Genomic DNA, 20,694 nt, shown 5'->3' on the forward strand with positions numbered 1-20,694 from the left:
ACGCGATTACTGCTTGCCGTGGCATTGCTTATACTTCTTGCCACTGCCGCATGGACAAGGATCGTTACGGCCGATCGTGTCGTCCTTAGTTACTGGACGTTTTACGGCAGGCTCTGCATTAGTCGACATCTTGCTCTCCTCGACAACTGCCTGACGTTCCACGTTCTGCTCTACTTGAGCTTTCATGATGTAAGTGGATACCTCTTCTTGAATAGATGCAATCATGCTATTAAACATCTCATATCCTTCGAATTGGTATTCACGAAGTGGATCGGTACCGCCGTACGCACGAAGGTGGATACCTTGGCGAAGGTGATCCATCGCGTCGATATGATCCATCCACTTGGAGTCTACAGCGCGTAATACGATAACCTTCTCAAATTCGCGCACGAGCTCTTCGCCCATCGCTTGCTCGCGTTCAATATATTTATCCATAACTTTATTAAATAAGAACTCTTTAAGCTCTTCTTGCTCTTTGCCCCACAGATCATCTCTTGTTAGCGTGCCCTCTTCCAGGAAGTGGCGCTGCATATAAGTGATAACCTCTTCGTATTCCCAGTTCTCTGGCACTTCTTCCTCACTGCAATGAGCATCTACGATCCGATCAATACAAGGCTTCAGCATATCCATAACGATTTGGCGGATGTTATCTGACTCCAACACTTCACGGCGCTGGCGATAAATAATCTCACGCTGTTGATTCATCACGTCGTCATATTGAAGAACCACTTTACGAAGATCGAAGTTGTTGCCTTCAACACGCTTCTGGGCTGATTCTACTGCACGTGTGATCAGCTTGGATTCGATTGGGGAATCCTCATCAAAGCCAAGGCGCTCCATCATGCCCAACACGTTGTCTGCTCCAAAACGGCGCATCAGCTCATCTTCCAGTGATAAATAGAACTGAGAGGAACCTGGGTCGCCCTGACGGCCTGCACGACCACGAAGCTGGTTATCGATACGACGGCTCTCATGTCGCTCAGTACCGATAATATGAAGGCCGCCAACTGTAGGCACGCCTTCTCCAAGCAAAATGTCTGTACCACGACCAGCCATGTTGGTTGCGATCGTTACAGAGCCTGGTTGGCCCGCACGTGAAATAATTTCCGCTTCCTCCGCATGGAACTTGGCATTAAGCACTTTATGTTGGATGCCTTTCTTGTGAAGCATATCCGAAAGGCGTTCTGAATTCTCAATGGATACCGTACCTACAAGAATCGGCTGATTCTTCTTATGACGCTCTACGATCTCATCAACCGCAGCGCGGAACTTACCATTCACCGTCTTATAGACGACATCCGGCATATCTTTACGCTGATTCGGCTTGTTCGTTGGAATTTGCAACACTTCAAGACCATAAATACTCTTGAACTCTTCTTCCTCTGTCTTCGCCGTACCTGTCATACCAGCCAACTTGCGATACATACGGAAGTAGTTCTGGAACGTAATCGTTGCGAGCGTCATGCTCTCGTTCTGAACTTCCAGTCCTTCCTTCGCTTCGATTGCCTGATGCAGACCATCGCTATAACGGCGGCCAGCCATCATACGACCTGTAAATTCGTCGACGATTACAACTTCACCGTCATTAACGACATAATCTACGTCTAGTCGCATAATAATATGCGCACGCAAAGCTTGCTGCACATGGTGATTCAACGTAACGTTCTTCACGTCAAACAAGTTCTCTACGCTAAATGCCTTCTCAGCCTTCGCCACACCCGCTTCGGACAAGGCTACTTGGCGAGTCTTCACGTCTACTGTGTAATCATCCTCGCTCAATCGGTTAATAAAGCGGTCTGCGGTAAAGTACATATCGGTAGACTTAGCAGCTTGACCGGAAATGATTAACGGTGTACGCGCTTCGTCAACGAGAATAGAGTCCACTTCATCGATGATTGCATAAGACAGCGGGCGCTGAACCATTTGTTCTTTATATAGCACCATATTGTCTCGTAGGTAATCAAAGCCGAACTCATTGTTTGTACCATATGTGATATCTGCTGCATAAGCTTCTTGCTTCATGTCTGGGTCCATGCCGTTCAAGTTAAGACCGACAGTCATACCCAAGAAATTGTAGATCTGCCCCATCTCTTCACTGTCACGTGTTGCCAAATAATCATTGACTGTAACCACGTGGACACCTTTGCCTGCAAGCGCATTTAAATAGACCGACAGGGTTCCGACAAGCGTCTTACCTTCCCCGGTCTTCATCTCTGCAATCTTGCCTTCGTGAAGCACCATACCCCCAAGCAACTGAACGTCATAATGACGCTTACCAAGCACTCGCTTGGATGCTTCGCGTACAGTAGCAAATGCTTCAGGCAGCAACTGTTCCAACGTATCGCCCTTCTCCAGACGAGCGCGGAATTCATCCGTCTTGGCGCGAAGCTGTTCATCCGAAAGTTTCTCGAAATCCGGCTCCATGCCATTGATAACCTCTACTGTTTTCATTAAACGCTTCACTTCGCGTTCATTGGTATCACCGAAAATTTTCTTTACAAGTCCTAGCATGGTTAACCCCTTTCATGCAAATCAGATCATTTATTGTCTATAGCCACATCTTGCTCGTGCGGTCTTCAGAAAAAGAACCTGTCCGTTGACTCGTTTTGCAATAAATTGTAACAGTTTCAAAGAGGAGTCGCAACCGTTATGGTCACTATCCTCCGTATATACAGCAATCTATACTCTATTATACGTTAAAAGAGCCTATTCCGTTGTGGAAATAGGCTCAGTTCATTACTGGTATGATATGCAGGCTCTGTTAGAGGTTAACTAATAAGGAAACATCTTGTTCCTATTACCCCTGTCCAGCAGGCTGCATTGTGCTTAGCCCTGTTCAATGAGGCCATATCGTCCGTCATCCCGGCGATAGACAACATTGACTTCTTTCGTGTCCGCATTCGAGAATACGAAGAAGCTGTGTCCAATCATATTCATCTGGAGGATCGCTTCTTCCACATCCATCGGCTTCAACGTAAAGCGCTTCGTCCGCACAAGCTCGAGCATGTCCTCTTCTTCATGAGCAACTGTCGTTGACGGCTCTTCTCTGAATAACAGATTCAAGCTGTCGTCGCGTTGACGGAACTTGCGGTTCACCTTGGTCTTATGCTTGCGGATCTGACGCTCTAGCTTATCGACGACCGAATCAATCGATGCATACATGTCCTTGCTGCGGTCCTCCGCTCGCAAGAGCAAGCCTGGCATTGGAATCGTGACTTCTACGTTATGCAAATCGCGGGTTACACTCAAAGTTACACTTACGTCAGAAGCGGGTGCTTCAAAATAGCGTTCAAGTCGGCTGAGTTTCTTCTCCACATATTCGCGAAGAGCTTCGGTTACTTCAATCTGTTGACCTCGAATGCTGTAATTCATAGTGCACTCCTCCTTTGCTTACCTTCATTATAACATAGGCAAAGGGTCGAATTCAAAATAACGTTTACAATTCATCGACACTTGCGTATACATTATTACCTATATAATGTACTTTTGAAACGAAGTCGAAAGTGTTAAAAAATGACTGAATGTAAACCGCGCTGCAACATATGCAAATCAGTTCTCGCAGACTATTACCTGCCCATAACTTACCTTATTCATAACGGCAATCAATCGGATTCAGACACACTAAAAAAACCCTCTGACGAATCAGAGGGTTTAAATTAGCTAATCGAATCATATATAATTCGGCAATCGCCGTTATAATTACAATTTGATTACGTTAGCTGCTTGTGGTCCGCGTGCGCCTTCCACGATATCGAATTCTACAGATTGGCCTTCTTCCAAAGTCTTGAAGCCATCAGTTTGGATAGCGGAGAAGTGAACGAATACGTCGTTTCCTTCTGCAGTTTCGATAAAGCCGTAACCTTTCTCTGCGTTAAACCATTTCACTTTACCTTGCATCTTAAAATCATCCCTTCATCTTCAAATCCGTAGGTAAATGTACCCTACAAATCGACTATATCACCGGGTGGAAGCGGTGTCAATGAGAAAAGGGATTTTTTTCTTATAACTTCCTAGCTTAATATTGATTGTTTAATGGAGGATGAAGAGATGCCCGGAGTACGCTCCAGATACACCAACTCACACAATGGAAGTAAATGATCAAACTTCCCTTTCCAGTCGTTACCCATTACAAATATATCAACATTATTTCAAAAAATATCCAATTTATTACGATCCCATGACTGCTCGGGAATGACTTTATCTACACACGAAATCGACAGAAGAAGCTCTTTTCTTTCTCCATAGGGCATATAGGAATGTTTGCCTTTAACCAAGTTAAATTCATCGGTTGATAAAAAAACTGAACTAACGTCTTAGGGTCAAGAATAAGATCTGAGTCAATTTAAAATATATAATCAAATTTATTAACCAGAGCATATTCCATCATATCCTCTTTAGAGTTAGCTACTTTTCATATAAGATTCCCTTTCCATATATCGGCGGCCCCATCTAGGTCATAAATAATTTGGCTTGGGAACTCCATCAGTAACCTTATACTTTATTCCCCATACTGTGTAACATTTCACTTGATAGTTCTTCCTTATTGTTATCAATAAAGAAATAATCATCTTGCAGCTCATCCTTTGAGCATACCTTTCTGGTCAAGTCTCGAAGTTTATTTCCTTCATGACCATGTCTATAATAATACAGAGACATCATTGTCCTTACAGAATAAATGAGATAAAATCACTTATCTTCAAAAAGAACAATAGGATGTCTCTTATACCAATTAATTACTCTATTTTTGTAGATGTACCTACAATTGTTATAAACTAGTTATTGTGAGATGCTGGCTAAACGATCTGCAGCCATTTGGTACCCCGCCATTGCTGCAGACTTATAATGATGCTGTGCACGCGTTAGATTTCCAAAAATTTCCCAGTATACACCTAGATTATAATGAGCCTTAAATGAACCTACACCTCTTGATGTCTCATATATATTAGGATCTGCCTCTCCCAACTCCAAACATTGTTGAAATACATCCGGAATTAACTCTAGTGCTGAGGGATGTTTCATGCTAGTCAACGTAAGCCCGTATACAAAATATAAATCGGTATATTCCGGATACAATTGAATCGCATCCGGAATATTTTTAAGTACAGCATCATACTGCTCCAAATATAGTAGAGAATAACATAGTGACAGCCACGCATTTGATAAAAATGCAATAGATTTTTGTTCATGTTCGGGTACCAGTTGGATTGCTTTAATTAAATGCTGAACTGCTTTGTCGTATTCCTTGCCAACGAAATACGTTTGTCCAAGCTGAAATTGAATATATGAATTAGCTGGCTCTTGGCTTTCTACTTCCGACAACATAAGCAAGTTTCGTTCCAATTTTCCTCGATGTTTAATTGCACTTTCCATATACCCAAGATGCATTAAATTTACCGATGTTGTTACCGCAATAGGTGATCTGCCGTCAAATTTCAATTGCTCATGAATTTTACCTTCAAATCTATAATTTGAATTATTAGGGAACAAGCGCGTTATCTGGCTCAGTATGACACTATTGTCTTCCTTCACGTTTTGAATTATTACTTTCCCAACACTATTTGTACCCATTTGGATATACTCTCGTAAAGCATCTGCAGAACCCTCATTTAAACGCTCATCTGCATCCATAATTAATACATAAGGTTGAGTGGCATTGTCTATAACGGCATTTCGAGCCGTAGCAAAACACCCTTCCCATAGTAAAGGTATGGTAGAAATTCCATATCTCAAAGCAATTTTTTGCGTATTGTCTGTTGATCCGGTATCTCCGATGACGACTTCACTGACTACATCTAATATTGATAATAAGCATTCTTCAAGCATATCTTCTTCATTCTTCACGATCATACATACTGATATTGGCAATTTCACTTATATATCCCCACTTCAATAGATCTTCATTTGGGTGATTGGTTAAAATTGGTGTCCACATAGCTCATCTGCTTTATCTAGTTGTTAGGGCTGCATTCTCTTGTCCTTAACAAGGGTAGCCAAATGTGCCAAAGTGTTGTATCCATTTTCTTCAAACAATTTGGTCATCCGATTCACATATTGTAAGTTATGTTCAATAACTCGAGAAAAGTTTTGGATCACAAAAACAACATGCTCAGGTGTGAGGCCCTTGTGATAACCCGATATACCAATCATATGAATTTTTAATACGGAAAATAAAATACAAATCTGAATATAGCTTTCAAATATTTTATTTGAGCTCATATCCGGGAATAATGTTTCATATATATAGTTCACAACATAATTCTCAAGAATATATTCGTGCTGCTCAATAAAAGGATAGTAATAGTTCTGATAATTGTTTAAATACTCTGTTTCAATACGTTTCAAATCAACATCACCCTGCTCTGAGTCAATCCCCAGACCTTGAAGCATTTCATTTAGGCACTTAAGATACCGTTCGTTAATAATGCCCATTTGATTTCTAATTTGAATCATTTCAATAATTGATCTGACTTGAAAAGAAGTGCTCACCGATATTTGTTCCAAACTTCTCATGTAATCGGGATGATTCATCTTCGTTCTATATTCTTCAACTAGGGACAGAATACTCTCAAGTTGATTATTGTCTATGTTTTGTTGAACCTTATTAATGAATATCCCTAAAAAAATAAGTCTATCACTAATTTTCAAGTTTCGATTTTGTATAATCTCTATCGAAAACATTCGTAGCTCCCAAAATAACTGCTCTGCAAACCTCGGTTGGAGGGTATTTAACCGACTACGACATCCCCAATCTGGATTCACTTCATATTCTAATTCTTCAAACTCTATTCCATTTGGATTCAGAAGGGCCAATCTGGAAACCTCTGGACAAGACAACTTAGCTGACAGTTCCATAACATTATCTACTTTATTTATCACTCTTGGGTATGTTGTACACGTAGAACATAACATATTTTCGCCTAAATTCAATTGAATACGACATAATTTATTTTCATCTAACATCGGGCAAGCATAACTTTGCTTATTTAATTTGAATGAGGCGTACGTAGAATCGGATGCTCTTTCATCTTTTATTCGTTTTATGCCTTTATTAAGTAAATTTGTAAGGGTAGGGTGTTTTACATTTTTGTATTTTTTATACGTTTTCTTGTCAATAGAAATTCCCCAACCCGCACAGCACGTATCTTCGCAATCACTCCCAATACATGCAAAAGATTTCATATATAACGGCATTAACACCTGTTTCTTCATCGTTGTTCACTTCCCACTCCAAATTACTTACAAGAAAGGGACCTGAAAAGGCCCCTTCTAAGACATTATTTGTACTCGAAGTTAAGAGAAGTTGCTGACTGCTGTCCGTCAGGATTCTTAACTTTAAAACTAACTACTCCAGCAGCGTTTGCTCTCGGTACATCAAAGACTACCCGAGTAGAATTCACAAAGAGTAAATCGTATTCGACTTCATTAAATATAATTTTAGCACCACGTTTGAAACTGTTACCATCAATATAAATCGAAGTACCTCCAGAAACAGGTCCAGATGCTGGCGTTACGCCTCTTAACTTCGGCGCCGGATCCGGTACTGGGGCTTCATACGTAAATACCGCAGTTGTCGAGTTTCCAGAAGGATTTGTCACCGTAATCGTAGCCTGACCTGGTACGCTTGATGCCGGTGTTTCAAAATACAAACGTGTACTATTAACAAATGTACTAGCTGCTACCTTATCATTCACCTTTACAACAATACCCCGCTCAAAGAACTTACCGTCTAAATAAACGGTAGTGCCTCCCGCCATTGGGCCGATATTCGGAGAAACACGTGTCACTACTGGTTTGGCATCTTCATATGTGTAACCATTTGTAAGCGTTACTTTATTGCCATCTGGATTTATTAATGTTACATCAACACTTCCAGAGCTTACAGCAGCAGGAACATACACTCTCACTTTAGTAGCCCCTAAGAAAGCAGCAAGATCAACGGTATTAGCACCGAAGGTAACTTTAGCTCCCTTTTGGAATTCAGAACCAGTAATTTCGACTAGTTCTCCTCCCCTCTTATCGCCACTGTTTGGTGTTATACTCTGTATTGTTGGTGGCTTCACTTCTGGTGGTGCGTCATATGTGAAGCTATCTGCCAACTCACCAGACTTTGTATCTATGTTCACGATTTTTACCGTGACAGCACCGTTAAAATTAACAACTGGTGTTTCAGCATACATCCGAGAAGAGTTGACATAAGTAGCATTCAACTCTGTTTCCTGCCCATTATGAACAAAATACATCTTAGCACCTTTACGAATTCCACTACCATCTACATAAATCGTCGTTCCACCGGTCATAGGTCCATGATTCGGGTTAACCGATCTTACTTTAGGAGGATCGAACTCTGGAGCCTTATCATAAGTAAATGCACCAGGCACTGTAAAGCTTTGTGAATCAGGGTTCACAATCTTCAAATCAACACTTTCGGATGTACTCCACTTAGGGGTGTCCACTATAACCCGTTTTGCACTTACAAACGTGGTTTCCAGCTCAACTTGATTCCCCCAAACTACTTTCGCACCTTTAACAAAGTCGGATCCTTCAATATATACTGTCGTACCACCATCAAGCGGTCCATTTTTAGGGCTAATGCTCGTAACACTTGGTGCCTTAGGCGGTGGTGGCAAAATATACTTGAATCCTTGAGCAAGAGTTGAGTCCGTGCCGTCTGGATTCACTACTCTCACATCGACATTTTCGGCAACTGCCCATATCGGTGTAATAACAGTTAATTTGGTAGGGGAGAAAAATACTACATTAGTCCCTTCCACGTTACCAAAAAATACTTTTGCACCTTTTTCAAACAGTTGACCATTAAGAGTAACTGTCTCATTACCTGTCGTTAGTCCTTCAGTTGGAGAAATCGACTTCAACTCCATTTTTAGAGGTTCATTATAACGAAATGCCTCTTTTAATAGTAGTTGAGTTCCATCTGGGTTTTCAATCACAATGTCTACCAATCCAGCTGCTTCTCCAGCAGGGGTTGTCGCATACATATAAATGCTACTATGATAGTTGACTTTAGTTGCGTAATTATTCCCTACTTTTACTTTAACACCAGGTAAGAAGTTTTTACCTGAAATAACCAATTCAGTTCCTCCAGTTAGAGGGCCAGAAGCTGGTGTAATCCCGGATACTTCAGGATCAGCATAATAAGAAAATGAAGCTGTCGCTTCTTGTTTGTCATCATTGACAACTCTTATAATTGCCTCTCCTTGCTTACCAGCAGGTGTAGTAACTTCGATCTCTTTGTCGCTAATAAGCGTAATATCTGTTGCAGCGGTACCACCAAACCAAACATTCAAATTAGGACGGAAGAATTGTCCAGTTATTTTTATCTTTTCCCCACCCTTTACTGCACTTTTGGCTGGATTTACAGTTGTAATAACTGGTGCTGGGTATTTGACTTCAATCGAAGGCGAAGCTGTCGAATAGCTTTTTGCCGCTCCGGTATAGTCCTTATACGTGATTACTGAATCTGAAGTGGTGACTGGAAACTTACCAACACCTTTATCAGCTTTATGCTTGATTTTGTAACTAAATTTCAAATTATCATTCTTTAGCTCAATAAATTTCCAAATCAAAGTGTTCCCATTAACTACTGGCTTTGGAATGTTGTGCTCGTAAGAACCAGGAACAATTTCAAAAGCATCGCTCACCACATCCGTCACCGTTACATCATAGGCGCTAGCTATACCTATCTCCTTAACGATAGCGGAATAGATCTCTGACAGACCTGTTGAACCTAATACAAAATGATGGTGATGGGAAGTAGTTGCCATGTCCATCATCAATTTGTTAGGAGCACTATTTGTTGGATCTTCACTTTTCAACAGCAAGGCAATCGTATATAATACAATCCCTGCTTCTTTGGCATCTCCAGCCTTTTTTAATGCATATTTATATGGATCTAGCCCTTCTCCGCCAACTGCAGCCGCTCCATCTGTCATGAGAACCATAACAGGTTGTGCATCAGGACGATGATCAGCCAATAACTCTATTGCTTTACCGATTGCATCCCCAGTCGCTGTATTGCCGTTGGCTTGTATCGTATCAATATAAGCCTTGGCAGCTTTAGAATCCGATGTCAGCGGTAAATAGCTTACACCTGTGCTAAAATCTACGATACCTACACGGTGCTTAGAAAAGTCCATGAGGTCAATGAACCCCTTAGCTGCAGCAATGGCGTTTTTCATTTTATCTTCACCATTGTTAGCTGCATGTCCAGGGCCCATACTACCCGATTTATCGATGACAAGAATAACATCATTAGGTTTGACCACATTAACTGGAGGTGTTCCTTGAATATTAAGTTGTACCTCTGCTTCTTCTCCCGCTAGAATGCTAATTGGATTAACAGTTCTTGAAGCAGTAACATAATCACTAGCTGCATACACATTAGACAAAGGTAACTGCGCAGTTAACACCAGTAATGTGAGCACAAGAATAAGAATGTGCTTCGTCTTCCTCACCTTAATTCCCCCATATCATAATAAATAGTTCATTTGTTTCTACCACTTGCGATCTACAAAATAAGAATCGCTAGGTTGCGTGTACGAATCGTACGACACTTCCTTCATTTTTTTGCTCAAGACTTGCTTGTGCTGTATAAGATCTTGTATTTGCTGATTTTGTTGATGTAATTCTTCATATAACAATCGGATTGAATCAGACAGTTGTACTTCTCCCCTTGCTTCGCCTCTTAATAATTCATACAACTGATCTAATTCATCTTCATGTTGGAAATATAATTCCACCTTAGCAGTACTCAAAATTATTGTATAAATCTCTTTTATCCGACAACACGTTTCTAATACATTCATTAATGATTACCCGCCTTAACAAGGAGCACTGCCTGCTTCCAAGTCTCCGCATACTCTTTAGCAAAGAGGATAACTTCTTCTAATACCTGTTCCTCTCTAGTTATGACGAACTCATTAATCCGTCTTAAGTAATAATCGTATAGTGCATGAAGTTGACCGGATATTTCGTATTCCCAGTTCAAAGTAGTTATGAACTCATACAATATTTCGCGTGCACCATGCAGCTTTTGTATCATTTCTTCTTGTTGCTGTTGTTGATAAAACTTTTTGGCCATGTTTAACTTTCTAAACAATTCTTCGTATAAAAGGAGTGTCAATTCACCTGGACTTGCTGTTTCTACTTTTGTTTTTACATATTGTTGTTGATAGTTCATCGGTATCATGAAGCATCTCCCTTTACACACATTTTTCTGAATTGTTTACGTTTAACCTTGACCCAACTGCTGTGACAACCATGAGCCTTGGCTGTTTAACTTTTGCATGGCTTTTTCCATGGCAGTAAATTGCTTGTAATAACGCTTTTCTGCGAGATCGGCTCTTCGTTCAAGTGAATCCATTTTTTTATTCATCTCATATATTCTTTTACCAACTATGCTATTGTCCACCGCATCCGATAAGACACTTAAACCGATTTTTTTGGATATTTTATCAATAGACTTCGATAAAGATTCGTACAACCGCTCACCATAGCCCATCTCAAGTCGACGATTGGGATCTGTCTTATCCAAATTGCTAGATTTAGTGAATAATTCCATAACTGCATTTGGATTGCTGTTAACGGCATCTTGAAGCTTTTGCTCGTCCAAACTAATCTTTCCAAGCTCCTTAGTTGAACCACCTTTTGTAAAACTTTTAAACGTAATTCCAATATCATCTAAGGAATTAATTGGGCCCGTTATACCTGTGACACCACTAATTAAACTCTGACGCAACTCACTCATAGCACCTTTTAGAATATCGTCTCCATACATCAAACCAGTTTTCGCTTTTGATTCCCATAAATCAACTTGTTTTTCTGTCATGGATTGTTTTTCTTCATCACTAAGAGGATAATATTTACGATTTGGTCTTTCCGTTGTCTCTGCTTGGATCTTATCTACTAGTTCATTATATTTATTGACAAAGTCTTTAATACGGCCTGTTAAATCTTGTGTATCTCTCGTTACAGAAACGTTAACCTCGGCAGCAGAAACACCTTTCAAATCAAACTTAACGCCATTAAATTCAAAAGAATTGTTGGACATCTCCATACTGACACCATTTAACATCACTTTTGCATCTTGACCGACTTTGGTGTTAGCAGCCTTAAGTTTAAAGTTCCCCTCTAGTACCCCAGAACTATCATCAATAGCAAATGAAGAAGATGCTCCCGTACTCGAAGATGCCAGTGTAAATCGGCCATTTATACTATCGAAGCTCATCCGAACACCGATATTAGCCTTGTTCACTTCATTCATTATGGATTCTCGTGTGGAATCCGCTTTTATTTCAAACGTACGTCCCGCTATCTTGAACTCCCCTTGAGTAAGCCCAGTTGCTTTCAAGTCTAGTGGAACGGGGAGAGCATCTCCAATGTTAGTTGAAGATGTTGCCAATGCGTCTACCTTTACAACATAACTACCACTTGCTGCCGATGATGATGCATTAGCCGAAATTACTGAACTGTTGCTGCTCGTAGCTGTTAACTTGTTAAACGTGGTAGAAAATCGCAAGTTTTTCGCTACTTCGCGAAAGCTTGACATCATGGAATTCATATTTCTATAGTCTTCCCGCTGCCACATAAGCGTCTGCTTCTGCTGCTTCAACTTGTTAACGGGTTGACGCTCCACTTTCATCAGATCACTGATTAATTTATCGGTGTCCATATTTGAGGCCATACCTGTAAATCGAATAGGATTGATCAAATCAAGTTCCCCTCCTATCTTTTTTCATCTATAAATATACCTAGTTGTTCACATAACTTTTGAACTAGGTCCAGCATCTTTTCTGACGGCACTTCTTTAACAACTTCGTCTGTATTGGTATTCACAATCTTCACAATAATTCTCTGTGTCTTCTCATGTACGGATACCTTTAAATAGGTATCTACTCCCTGAAGAGACTTATTGCTCTGCTCCACAATGTTAATTAGCGCTTGTTCCCCAACAGGCAAAAATGCTTTCTCTTGATGTGTTTGACGATTAGGCAAGCCTGAATCTACAAATCGGTGTGGGACCTGACTTGGCGAATGAATTGACGGCAGAGCAGAATAATGTTCTACTCTCATGATCAATTACTCCTCATGTGTTTAAATTTATCGCTTTAGATAGTAAAGAAGCCGACCGGTATAGACCGGCCGGCTTCAAGATAAATCTTAACGAAGCAATTGAAGTACGCCTTGAGGTTGTTGGTTAGCTTGCGCCAACATTGCAGTAGCAGCTTGGTTAAGGATATTGTTTTTCGTAAATGTCGACATTTCTTTAGCCATATCTACATCACGAATACGGGATTCAGCAGCTTGCAAGTTCTCAGCAGTTGTACCAAGGTTGTTAATTGTGTGCTCCAAGCGGTTTTGAACAGCACCCAAACCGGAACGGTTTTCAGAAACTTTGTTGATTGCTTCTTGAACTTTTTCAAGGTTTCCAGCTGCTTTAGCGTTAGAAGCATCATCCAATTTATCCAACTTATCTACACCAAGATCTTTAGCAGTAGCTTTAGTCAGAGTCAACTTGATAGTCTCATCTTTGTTAGCGCCCACTTGGAATGTAATATCACCAGGTGCAGCAGTACCAAGCAAGTTCTTCGTATTGAAGCTTGTTTGAGTAGCAACAGCATCAATTTGCTCTGTCAATTGAGCGATTTCAGCATCAATTTTAGCAGTGTCAGAAGTAGTCAACACTTCGTTCGCACCTTGTGTGTAAAGCTCAGCCATACGTTGAAGCATAGCATGAGTTTCGTTCAAAGCACCCTCAGCTGTTTGAATCAAGGAAATACCATCCAAAGCATTTTTGGAAGCTTGTTCCAAACCGCGGATTTGGTTACGCATTTTCTCGGAGATTGCAAGACCAGCTGCATCGTCTGCTGCACGGTTAATACGGTAGCCAGAAGACAATTTCTCAAGGGATTTCCCTTGTTGAGTGTTGTTTGTAGTCAATTGACGGTGCGCGTTGTAAGCGCTCATATTGTGGTTAATACGCATGATTAAGTTCCTCCCTGGAATCGTGTTATGGTGCTCGCTTCCTTGCTCACACCCAATTGATCAACGCCTGTTCTTCGGCCGATAGAATCATTACGTTTGACCTATTAATTAATATATCGGCATTTGATTCATAGAGTTTATAGCAACATACTACTTTTTTTTATTTTATCTTTTTTTAATACTGTCACTTATCTCCTTCCATTCTTCAGTTGATAAACTTTCCATCGATGCAAACTCATTTTGCTCTTTTATGCTACGGTATATCTCCTCGCGGTAAACAGCAACACTCGAAGGAGCTTCTATGCCCAATCGGACCTGGTCACCATTCACTTCAACTACCGTCAATACGATATCATTTCCTATCATAATTTTTTGCCCTTTAGACCTAGTCAATACGAGCATTATGACACGCCCCCTATCGGATGCTGCACATCGTATGGCGTTCCCTCCAACACAACTTGAGCAGCTCTTAATACCGTTGTGTTAATAATAAGCGGCGCTTTTAAGTTAATCGTCATGTTCTCAGTATTTTTAACGGTCATTATCGTCCTTACAACGACTTGTTCTTCCGATTCAAGCTTAAGCTTTTCCTTAATGCTGGAAGATAACTCAAACTCATATCCTGACTGATGCTTAAATGGGTCAACAATGATAAAGGTCAAGTCGGCATCATCCACACTTTGGAGTAAATCAATTTCCAACTTAAACCCCACACCCTGCAACCAGACATAATCCTTATATTCATCAAACCCAAGAATCCCTTCCTCAAAGCGAATAATATCTGTGTCTTCTACATCTAAGGTTCCCAATCGTGCTGATTGTACTTTCATAAACAATAATCCTCCTTCAAAAAAAATAGCTATAAGAACAAAGTTCTATATAGCTATTTCAAACCTTAAAATTATTATCACCAGGTAAGAATAAATCACAATTGCACATCTAGTTACTGCGAGAAATAACTTAGTCTAAGTAAAATGATGTTATCTACTTATCCCATAACGAATACATTAAACAATTGCATCTAATTGCATTCCATTACTTGAGAAGAATATAAAGTTTTTCTGTACTAAATAGGGATTTACTTTCCCTGGATAATAGTCAATTTGAGGTTTAGTACGTTCAAATTGAAAACTAACACTTCCCGGACTCCACTCTGTATGCAATTCTCCAGGGGTGTATACAACATCCACATTATCGTAGCTTGGAGGCCCGGCAATTTGTATAGGGTACTCTCTGAACATCTTCTCCCTGGCTATCTCAGCAAAGGCGTTTTGCTTATTATGAAATGCCATCAAACGATCACCTTCGCTGGCAATATTGGCGACATTTTGCATCGAAATCTGCAATGAATCCTGAGCGATTCTATCGGTTACTTCCTCAAATCTTGCACGTCCCAATGCAGACCATGCCTTCCTCGAGTCAATTTCTAACTGAGCGTCACTATGATTCATTTGAACAGATACATGCTTCTGTGATACTTCTAACTTAGGAACAGGAGTCTCAATACTCAACTGCCCTCCTGTACTCTCTATACCCAATTTAGCAAACTGTTGATTGATTTGAATACGGGGTATATTCACACAACATCATCCTATCTTAGGAAATCAAGTAAACTAGGGCGCGAAATACGAGCAATCGTGTCCAAAGAGGCTTGAAAGATGCTCTCTGCTGTTTTTAACTCCGTAATAGTCTTAGGCATATTAATATCTTCCGTCTTAGATTGAAGATCTATGTAGTTCAAATTCAAATCATCTAAACGACTTGTCGTAAACTCTAGACGATTCTGCTTAGCTCCAACTTCCGCTTGAGCTAAAGTTAGCTTCTCAAGTATACCTTGGAGTTTAGGTATAGAACCTGCAATATCAGACGTGTTATCATTCACTAATCCCTTTTTCATGTTATCTACAATGGTAAAAATACTATCGGTTCCTTGCATCCCGAACACTTTATCCCCCATTGTATTAACGTCAACATAGATTCCTGCCCCAACCTGATACTGTACAACACCTGTATCTAAACTGTATGCCTGATTGGCAGGATCATCAGGATACGGCTGCTGATCAATACGCTGGCCATTAAAAATATACTTGCCTTTGAATTGCGAATTCCCCAATGAAACTAAATGCTCGTACAATTGTTCCACTTCGCGGGCAATATTCTCGCGCGCATCATCAGGAACTGTATCCGTACCACCTTGAACCGCTAGTTCTGATAGCTTTTGGATAACTTGTGTAGCCTCATTAATAACTGAATCGGTAAATTTCATAAACGAATCTGCATCTTGGACGTTCTCAGCAAATTGTGTAGTCGAGCTAATCTCTGCTCGGTAGTGCAGCGCGCTCGCTACACCTACAGGGTCGTCTGAAGGGCGGTTCAAACGACGATTGGTCATAAGCTGCTCTTGATACTTATCAAGGCGCTTATAATTAGTCTGAAGATTTGTCATCATGGACTTACCCATCATGGATTGTGTAATACGCATTAATTAATGACCTCCTATCTTCCTACGACACCTGTGCCGTTAATTAGCTTGTCCAACATCTCATCAATTGTAGTCACGATACGAGCAGAAGCACTATAAGACTGCTGGAACTTAATTAGGTTAGACATTTCTTCGTCCAAGGATACACTGCTGACCGATTGACGAAGGTTATCAGCATGGCTAGTGAGCAGCGTACTGTTCTCCAGCATCTTGGTTGCATGATCCGCATCCGTCCCCAAGTTAGCCACTACAGATTGCAAGTATCCCCCAATAGTAGCGGAGTTTGTAATGGAACCCGGCTGCGTAAAGCTGTACACCTTCTCATTTAAGCTTGCTATCAACAACGCCATGTCTCCGTTACCTTGTAATGCAACTTCTGTTGTTGTACCATTTGCAAGTGTTTTAGACTCTGTGCGCATCGATGCGCCGATATTTTTAACATCATCTTTAATAGCTTGATTAATGCGAATGTTCTCTGCAGTAATGGTGCCACTTCCATCTGAAGCCACAAAGAAATCGAGACCAGATTGAGCTGGCTCCTGCAAGTTATAACCAAGCTTATGCAAACCATTCAGACCATTGACGGTATACTTGGTGTCATTCAGCAGCTTTCGAGAATTGGCTGGGTCGACTACAGCGTTAGGAATCGACACACCTGGCGGAAGTATTGTTCCTGCAGGAAGTGTCACTTCAACCGGTCCGTTCGCAATCGTATTAGCGATGACATTTAATTGTTGACGATAGTTGGCAACATGAATATCCCGTGAATCTATATACCCTTTGATTTCGCCATTGGTCAGGGCTCCAACATCACCAAGTGTAATGTTAGTGGAATCCATATTATCGACAACCATCGTACCGCCAAATGTGACTTGATAATCTGTATCCGTTTCGAAAACCTGCACATTTCCTAGGCCGGACAATTGATCCACTAGCAAATCGCGCTTATCACGAAGATCATTTGCATTGTCGCCAAGCCCTTCAATACGCTTGATCATTTGCGTTAATTCCGATATTTGTCCTACATAATTATTTCCCTCAGAAATCTTAACATTGATTCGTTCTGTCAAGTTGCTGTCCAACACTTTGAGCTGGCTTGAGATATGGCCAAACGTCTCCGTCAAAGCAATTGCTTTCTGCTGTACGACTGTACGGGAAGAAAGATCGGAATTGCCTGGATTCTTACTTAAGAGCTGCCATGAGTTCCAGAACTCAGATATACTTGTTGCCAAACTGTTCTCTGATGGTTCGTTAAAGATGCCTTCAATATTACCAAGCGTCTCCTGCTGCACTTTCCAAGTAGACTGTACAGTATTTTGATTGCGATATTCGATATCCATTAAATAATCGCGAATCCGTGTAATGCTCTCGACCTCAACCCCCATCCCCATCTGGTTCGGGAGCTTGGAGTTGTTGTGGATTCCTGGATAATCAATCGGACGAGCTGCAACTAGTCTGGCTACTTGTCTCGAATATCCTGGTGTATTCGCATTGGTAATGTTGTGTCCTGTAGTCGCAATAGAAAGCTGTTGGGCTACAATTCCTCGCTTGCCAATTTCCAAAGTATGAAATGTAGAACGCATCAGGCTCGTTCCTCTCTGTTATAAACTTGGTTAAGCTCTAGTATCGAACATACTTCTTGAAGATTTGTTATGCCCAAGACTAGGATGCTGATAAATCGATTCATCTTCCGGTCGGCTGGTCAACAAATTCAAAGAATAGTCCACAAAATTAAGCGATTGCTCCAGTAAATCTTGAATGTTCCGGTTCTGAACCTTTAAAGCTTCTAGCACTTTCGTCAATCGAAGCTGCGCATCATGCAGTTCAGCACGTTCCTCATGATTAAATACAAGTTTGGATAGTTCGGTAACTGTAAGCTGAAGCGAGGAGCGAATACCCTTTTCTTTCAAAAATAACTGGGCAGCTTGATTCCGGTCTTCATCTGCCTCGTTCACTAGCTTAATAATCCGAGATTCTTTATTCGTAAGGGCAGCCAATGCATCAACCTCGTTACGTATAAGAACACCTTTCTTCTCTTCAGCTATCTCTAACAGCTGTTCATGAAGTGCACTTAACTGATCCAGCGCGGCAATGACACGTGTAATACTCATTCTCGCTCACCTTCTTACTTCTTGTCCTCACGGAATAACGGAAGAAGCTTCTCGGCAATCTTGTCCGCTTCGACGTGGTATGTTCCTGTTGATACCGCCTGCTTCAGCTCCTGAATTCGGTCAGCGCGATTCGAATCCTGAACACGATTCTGTGCGTTCAACATCTGCTGCGCTTCCGTGGAGATGGAAACTTCGTCCTTGCGTGTCTGTGCTTTGGCTGAGCGTTGCATAGCCTGCTGGCGCTGATATTGCTGAGCTGCACCAATTCGTTGCGTATCATTAATCTTCATCAGTGTTCACCTCATTCCAAATGTAACAAGCTCTCTATACGGGTAGTTTTAAAAGTTAGTTGATTGTGTATGGTGGATAATGTTGTGTTCGGTGGATATTGCGGCTTTTCACTCAATCTGTGTGGCTGCTATCAGAAGCTTGTCAAAATAAACGTCTCTATATGAAAGCTTATCATAACAGTATGCCTTCATGCATAATCAATATCCAAACCTGCACATCAAAAGATATCTGCAAAGGTATATTCCCTTTAGAGAACAACATAAAGCCGATAACCTTTACTAAGATTATCGGCTGACATGTAACAATTATTTAGTTTTCTTCAAAAGAAATGACTTGACAACTTAAAGTTTTTTTACTTACTTTTCTGAAATTCGATAAGTCCCTGTGTTGTGCTTATCCGATGCTGCGTTTGCATTGCTATTGTCTTGTTTAACCCGTTCCAAATCGCTCATCAAGCGACGTCTGCAATTCTCACACATATGTCCATCACGAATAAATTCGCCGCACACCTCACACGGATAAGCCAGATTCGGCATGTTAGCAACCGAAATACGGCCCTCACGAATAAATTGCGTGATCTGACGTGTACCCACGCCTGTCTCATCGGATAATTCTATCATGGTCGCCTGCCGATTCTCGCGTAAATAGTCAGCACAGCGTGTGTATTCCGCTTCTATATCTCTTGCGCAATCTTGGCAGATATTACGATATGCCTTGGCGAACAGCTTTCCGCAGCGGTAGCAATTACTTAACTCCATACGATACCCTCCCACTGTCATATAGCTACATCATAGCGCAACATTTGACAGAAAACGAGAGGTAATCATGAAATTTGTTGATCATCTCTTCATGCATACAATTTCGTCTACCTGATGTTAAGCACGTGCCCAGGTATAACTGGTTATAATCGCATTATTTTCATTCTTCTGCATCCCCTTTTGAATCTCGTATGCGCATGCTCGAAGCGTATTGCCAGTCGTATATACATCATCAACAAGCAGAATGTGTACCCGATGATCCTGCTCGTTAACACGCCAGAACTTAAGCTGCTCGTCAGCACGCCCATCCCAACGATAGGTATGTTCCAAACTACGTTCTCGACCAGCACGTGATTGCTTGCTCTGATGTCCATAATCTGTTACCCGAACAAGACAACTTATGAGGGGTCGACGCCACGTCGTTGCAAGATTAGACGCTAGCACCTCTGCTTGATTGAATCCCCGCTCCTGAAGACGAGGTAGTGAAGTGGGGACAAACGTAATCAAATCTGGCAACGAGCTTCCAAGGTATGGGTACAACCATGCACAGACCGTACTCTTCCAAGTGCGCTTCCGTCTCTGCTGCGCAAGAAACTTTACTCTCGCTGAATTCATTAACGGTTGATATTGATCCAACATCATCCCTGCCATTACGTGAGCATAACCGATATGACCTTTAAACTTAAACTGATTTAACCACTCCTTCATCTGCTCATTATATTGCACAGCGCTGCGATTGCAGTCGAGTCCGTATGGCGCAAGCGGCTGACGAACGCAGTCTGAACAGCGGATTCCCCGACCACAGCTTACACACCCCACATCTTGGATGAGCGGGATAGTTAGATAACAACTCCTGCATAGTTGCTCCCGCCATTTCTTTATACTTGTCCCATCCCTGTAAATACTTTGACCACCAGCGCTTGCTTGCTGACCACAAACCAGACAGGTTCCTCTGCGAGGCGTACTGATTCGTTCGTACCATCCGCTGCTCATACTCAGGAATCTCCACCTCCAAACTTAGTATCAAGCCAAGCTATTACGGGGCAAGAAT

Annotated in this window: 20 protein-coding genes; all 20 read right to left on the minus strand. The window is 41.3% G+C overall.

The window, feature by feature from the left end:
* Positions 1-6: 6 nt before the first annotated feature.
* Positions 7-2,511 (minus strand): preprotein translocase subunit SecA, encoded by a 2,505-nt coding sequence (gene secA, locus MH117_RS11140; protein WP_239328782.1) that lies wholly within the window; start codon positions 2,509-2,511, stop codon positions 7-9.
* Positions 2,512-2,826: 315 nt separating this feature from the next.
* A complete protein-coding gene (gene hpf / locus MH117_RS11145; protein WP_239328783.1) occupies positions 2,827-3,372 on the minus strand; it encodes a ribosome hibernation-promoting factor, HPF/YfiA family in 546 nt (181 codons plus the stop codon).
* A gap of 327 nt (positions 3,373-3,699) precedes the next feature.
* Entirely contained in the window at positions 3,700-3,897 is a 198-nt protein-coding gene (locus MH117_RS11150) for a cold shock domain-containing protein (RefSeq protein ID WP_021257113.1), read from the minus strand.
* An 879-nt stretch (positions 3,898-4,776) separates the two neighbouring features.
* Positions 4,777-5,847, minus strand: coding sequence for a glycosyltransferase (locus MH117_RS11155; protein WP_239328784.1), 1,071 nt, complete (start codon positions 5,845-5,847; stop codon positions 4,777-4,779).
* A 108-nt stretch (positions 5,848-5,955) separates the two neighbouring features.
* Positions 5,956-7,209 (minus strand): flagellin lysine-N-methylase, encoded by a 1,254-nt coding sequence (fliB, locus tag MH117_RS11160; RefSeq protein WP_239328785.1) that lies wholly within the window; start codon positions 7,207-7,209, stop codon positions 5,956-5,958.
* 65 nt (positions 7,210-7,274) lie between these two features.
* Positions 7,275-10,397 carry an IPT/TIG domain-containing protein gene (locus tag MH117_RS11165; protein WP_239329201.1) on the minus strand — a complete coding sequence of 1,041 codons (3,123 nt, stop codon included), beginning with the start codon at positions 10,395-10,397 and terminating at the stop codon, positions 7,275-7,277.
* A gap of 114 nt (positions 10,398-10,511) precedes the next feature.
* Positions 10,512-10,772 carry a hypothetical protein gene (locus MH117_RS11170; RefSeq protein WP_239328786.1) on the minus strand — a complete coding sequence of 87 codons (261 nt, stop codon included), beginning with the start codon at positions 10,770-10,772 and terminating at the stop codon, positions 10,512-10,514.
* A gap of 50 nt (positions 10,773-10,822) precedes the next feature.
* Positions 10,823-11,206, minus strand: a complete 384-nt coding sequence (fliS, locus tag MH117_RS11175) for a flagellar export chaperone FliS (protein ID WP_239328787.1) — start codon at positions 11,204-11,206, stop codon at positions 10,823-10,825.
* A 42-nt stretch (positions 11,207-11,248) separates the two neighbouring features.
* Positions 11,249-12,727: a flagellar filament capping protein FliD gene (gene fliD / locus MH117_RS11180; RefSeq protein WP_239328788.1), complete on the minus strand. Its 1,479-nt coding sequence runs from the start codon at positions 12,725-12,727 to the stop codon at positions 11,249-11,251.
* A 14-nt stretch (positions 12,728-12,741) separates the two neighbouring features.
* Positions 12,742-13,089, minus strand: coding sequence for a flagellar protein FlaG (locus MH117_RS11185; RefSeq protein WP_239328789.1), 348 nt, complete (start codon positions 13,087-13,089; stop codon positions 12,742-12,744).
* Positions 13,090-13,176: 87 nt separating this feature from the next.
* On the minus strand, positions 13,177-14,001 hold the full coding sequence (locus MH117_RS11190; protein ID WP_239328791.1) for a flagellin N-terminal helical domain-containing protein: 825 nt from the start codon (positions 13,999-14,001) through the stop codon (positions 13,177-13,179).
* 165 nt (positions 14,002-14,166) lie between these two features.
* Positions 14,167-14,403: a carbon storage regulator CsrA gene (gene csrA, locus MH117_RS11195; protein WP_239328792.1), complete on the minus strand. Its 237-nt coding sequence runs from the start codon at positions 14,401-14,403 to the stop codon at positions 14,167-14,169.
* Positions 14,403-14,831, minus strand: a complete 429-nt coding sequence (fliW, locus tag MH117_RS11200; RefSeq protein WP_239328793.1) for a flagellar assembly protein FliW — start codon at positions 14,829-14,831, stop codon at positions 14,403-14,405. Before fliW ends, csrA begins: the two co-directional genes overlap by 1 nt.
* 177 nt (positions 14,832-15,008) lie before the next feature.
* Entirely contained in the window at positions 15,009-15,581 is a 573-nt protein-coding gene (locus MH117_RS11205; RefSeq protein ID WP_239328794.1) for a DUF6470 family protein, read from the minus strand.
* Positions 15,582-15,592: 11 nt separating this feature from the next.
* Positions 15,593-16,483: a flagellar hook-associated protein FlgL gene (flgL, locus tag MH117_RS11210; RefSeq protein WP_239328795.1), complete on the minus strand. Its 891-nt coding sequence runs from the start codon at positions 16,481-16,483 to the stop codon at positions 15,593-15,595.
* Positions 16,484-16,497: 14 nt separating this feature from the next.
* Positions 16,498-18,066, minus strand: coding sequence for a flagellar hook-associated protein FlgK (gene flgK, locus MH117_RS11215; RefSeq protein WP_239328796.1), 1,569 nt, complete (start codon positions 18,064-18,066; stop codon positions 16,498-16,500).
* Between the two features lie 30 nt (positions 18,067-18,096).
* Positions 18,097-18,594 carry a flagellar protein FlgN gene (locus MH117_RS11220; protein ID WP_239328797.1) on the minus strand — a complete coding sequence of 166 codons (498 nt, stop codon included), beginning with the start codon at positions 18,592-18,594 and terminating at the stop codon, positions 18,097-18,099.
* Positions 18,595-18,608: 14 nt separating this feature from the next.
* The gene (flgM, locus tag MH117_RS11225; protein WP_028543956.1) at positions 18,609-18,884 is read right to left on the minus strand and encodes a flagellar biosynthesis anti-sigma factor FlgM; all 276 of its coding nucleotides are present in this window, start codon (positions 18,882-18,884) and stop codon (positions 18,609-18,611) included.
* Between the two features lie 357 nt (positions 18,885-19,241).
* Positions 19,242-19,643 carry a TIGR03826 family flagellar region protein gene (locus MH117_RS11230; RefSeq protein WP_239328798.1) on the minus strand — a complete coding sequence of 134 codons (402 nt, stop codon included), beginning with the start codon at positions 19,641-19,643 and terminating at the stop codon, positions 19,242-19,244.
* A 117-nt stretch (positions 19,644-19,760) separates the two neighbouring features.
* Positions 19,761-20,636 carry a ComF family protein gene (locus MH117_RS11235; RefSeq protein WP_239328799.1) on the minus strand — a complete coding sequence of 292 codons (876 nt, stop codon included), beginning with the start codon at positions 20,634-20,636 and terminating at the stop codon, positions 19,761-19,763.
* Between the last annotated feature and the right edge of the window lie 58 nt (positions 20,637-20,694).

Source organism: Paenibacillus sp. ACRRX (genome assembly GCF_022346885.1).
Taxonomy (GTDB): Bacteria; Bacillota; Bacilli; order Paenibacillales; family Paenibacillaceae; genus Paenibacillus_B.

Excerpts from the sequence above, each read along its gene's own strand:
- fliS (WP_239328787.1), bottom strand. The coding sequence starts at position 11,206 with ATGATACCGATGAACTATCAACAACAATATGTAAAAACAAAAGTAGAA.
- MH117_RS11185 (WP_239328789.1), bottom strand. The coding sequence starts at position 13,089 with ATGAGAGTAGAACATTATTCTGCTCTGCCGTCAATTCATTCGCCAAGT.
- MH117_RS11230 (WP_239328798.1), bottom strand. The coding sequence starts at position 19,643 with ATGGAGTTAAGTAATTGCTACCGCTGCGGAAAGCTGTTCGCCAAGGCA.
- MH117_RS11220 (WP_239328797.1), bottom strand. The coding sequence starts at position 18,594 with ATGAGTATTACACGTGTCATTGCCGCGCTGGATCAGTTAAGTGCACTT.
- csrA (WP_239328792.1), bottom strand. The coding sequence starts at position 14,403 with ATGCTCGTATTGACTAGGTCTAAAGGGCAAAAAATTATGATAGGAAAT.
- flgK (WP_239328796.1), bottom strand. The coding sequence starts at position 18,066 with ATGCGTTCTACATTTCATACTTTGGAAATTGGCAAGCGAGGAATTGTA.
- MH117_RS11190 (WP_239328791.1), bottom strand. The coding sequence starts at position 14,001 with ATGCGTATTAACCACAATATGAGCGCTTACAACGCGCACCGTCAATTG.
- MH117_RS11155 (WP_239328784.1), bottom strand. The coding sequence starts at position 5,847 with ATGATCGTGAAGAATGAAGAAGATATGCTTGAAGAATGCTTATTATCA.
- fliB (WP_239328785.1), bottom strand. The coding sequence starts at position 7,209 with ATGAAGAAACAGGTGTTAATGCCGTTATATATGAAATCTTTTGCATGT.
- MH117_RS11150 (WP_021257113.1), bottom strand. The coding sequence starts at position 3,897 with ATGCAAGGTAAAGTGAAATGGTTTAACGCAGAGAAAGGTTACGGCTTT.
- flgM (WP_028543956.1), bottom strand. The coding sequence starts at position 18,884 with ATGAAGATTAATGATACGCAACGAATTGGTGCAGCTCAGCAATATCAG.
- flgL (WP_239328795.1), bottom strand. The coding sequence starts at position 16,483 with ATGCGTATTACACAATCCATGATGGGTAAGTCCATGATGACAAATCTT.
- hpf (WP_239328783.1), bottom strand. The coding sequence starts at position 3,372 with ATGAATTACAGCATTCGAGGTCAACAGATTGAAGTAACCGAAGCTCTT.
- fliW (WP_239328793.1), bottom strand. The coding sequence starts at position 14,831 with ATGAAAGTACAATCAGCACGATTGGGAACCTTAGATGTAGAAGACACA.
- MH117_RS11235 (WP_239328799.1), bottom strand. The coding sequence starts at position 20,636 with ATGAGCAGCGGATGGTACGAACGAATCAGTACGCCTCGCAGAGGAACC.
- secA (WP_239328782.1), bottom strand. The coding sequence starts at position 2,511 with ATGCTAGGACTTGTAAAGAAAATTTTCGGTGATACCAATGAACGCGAA.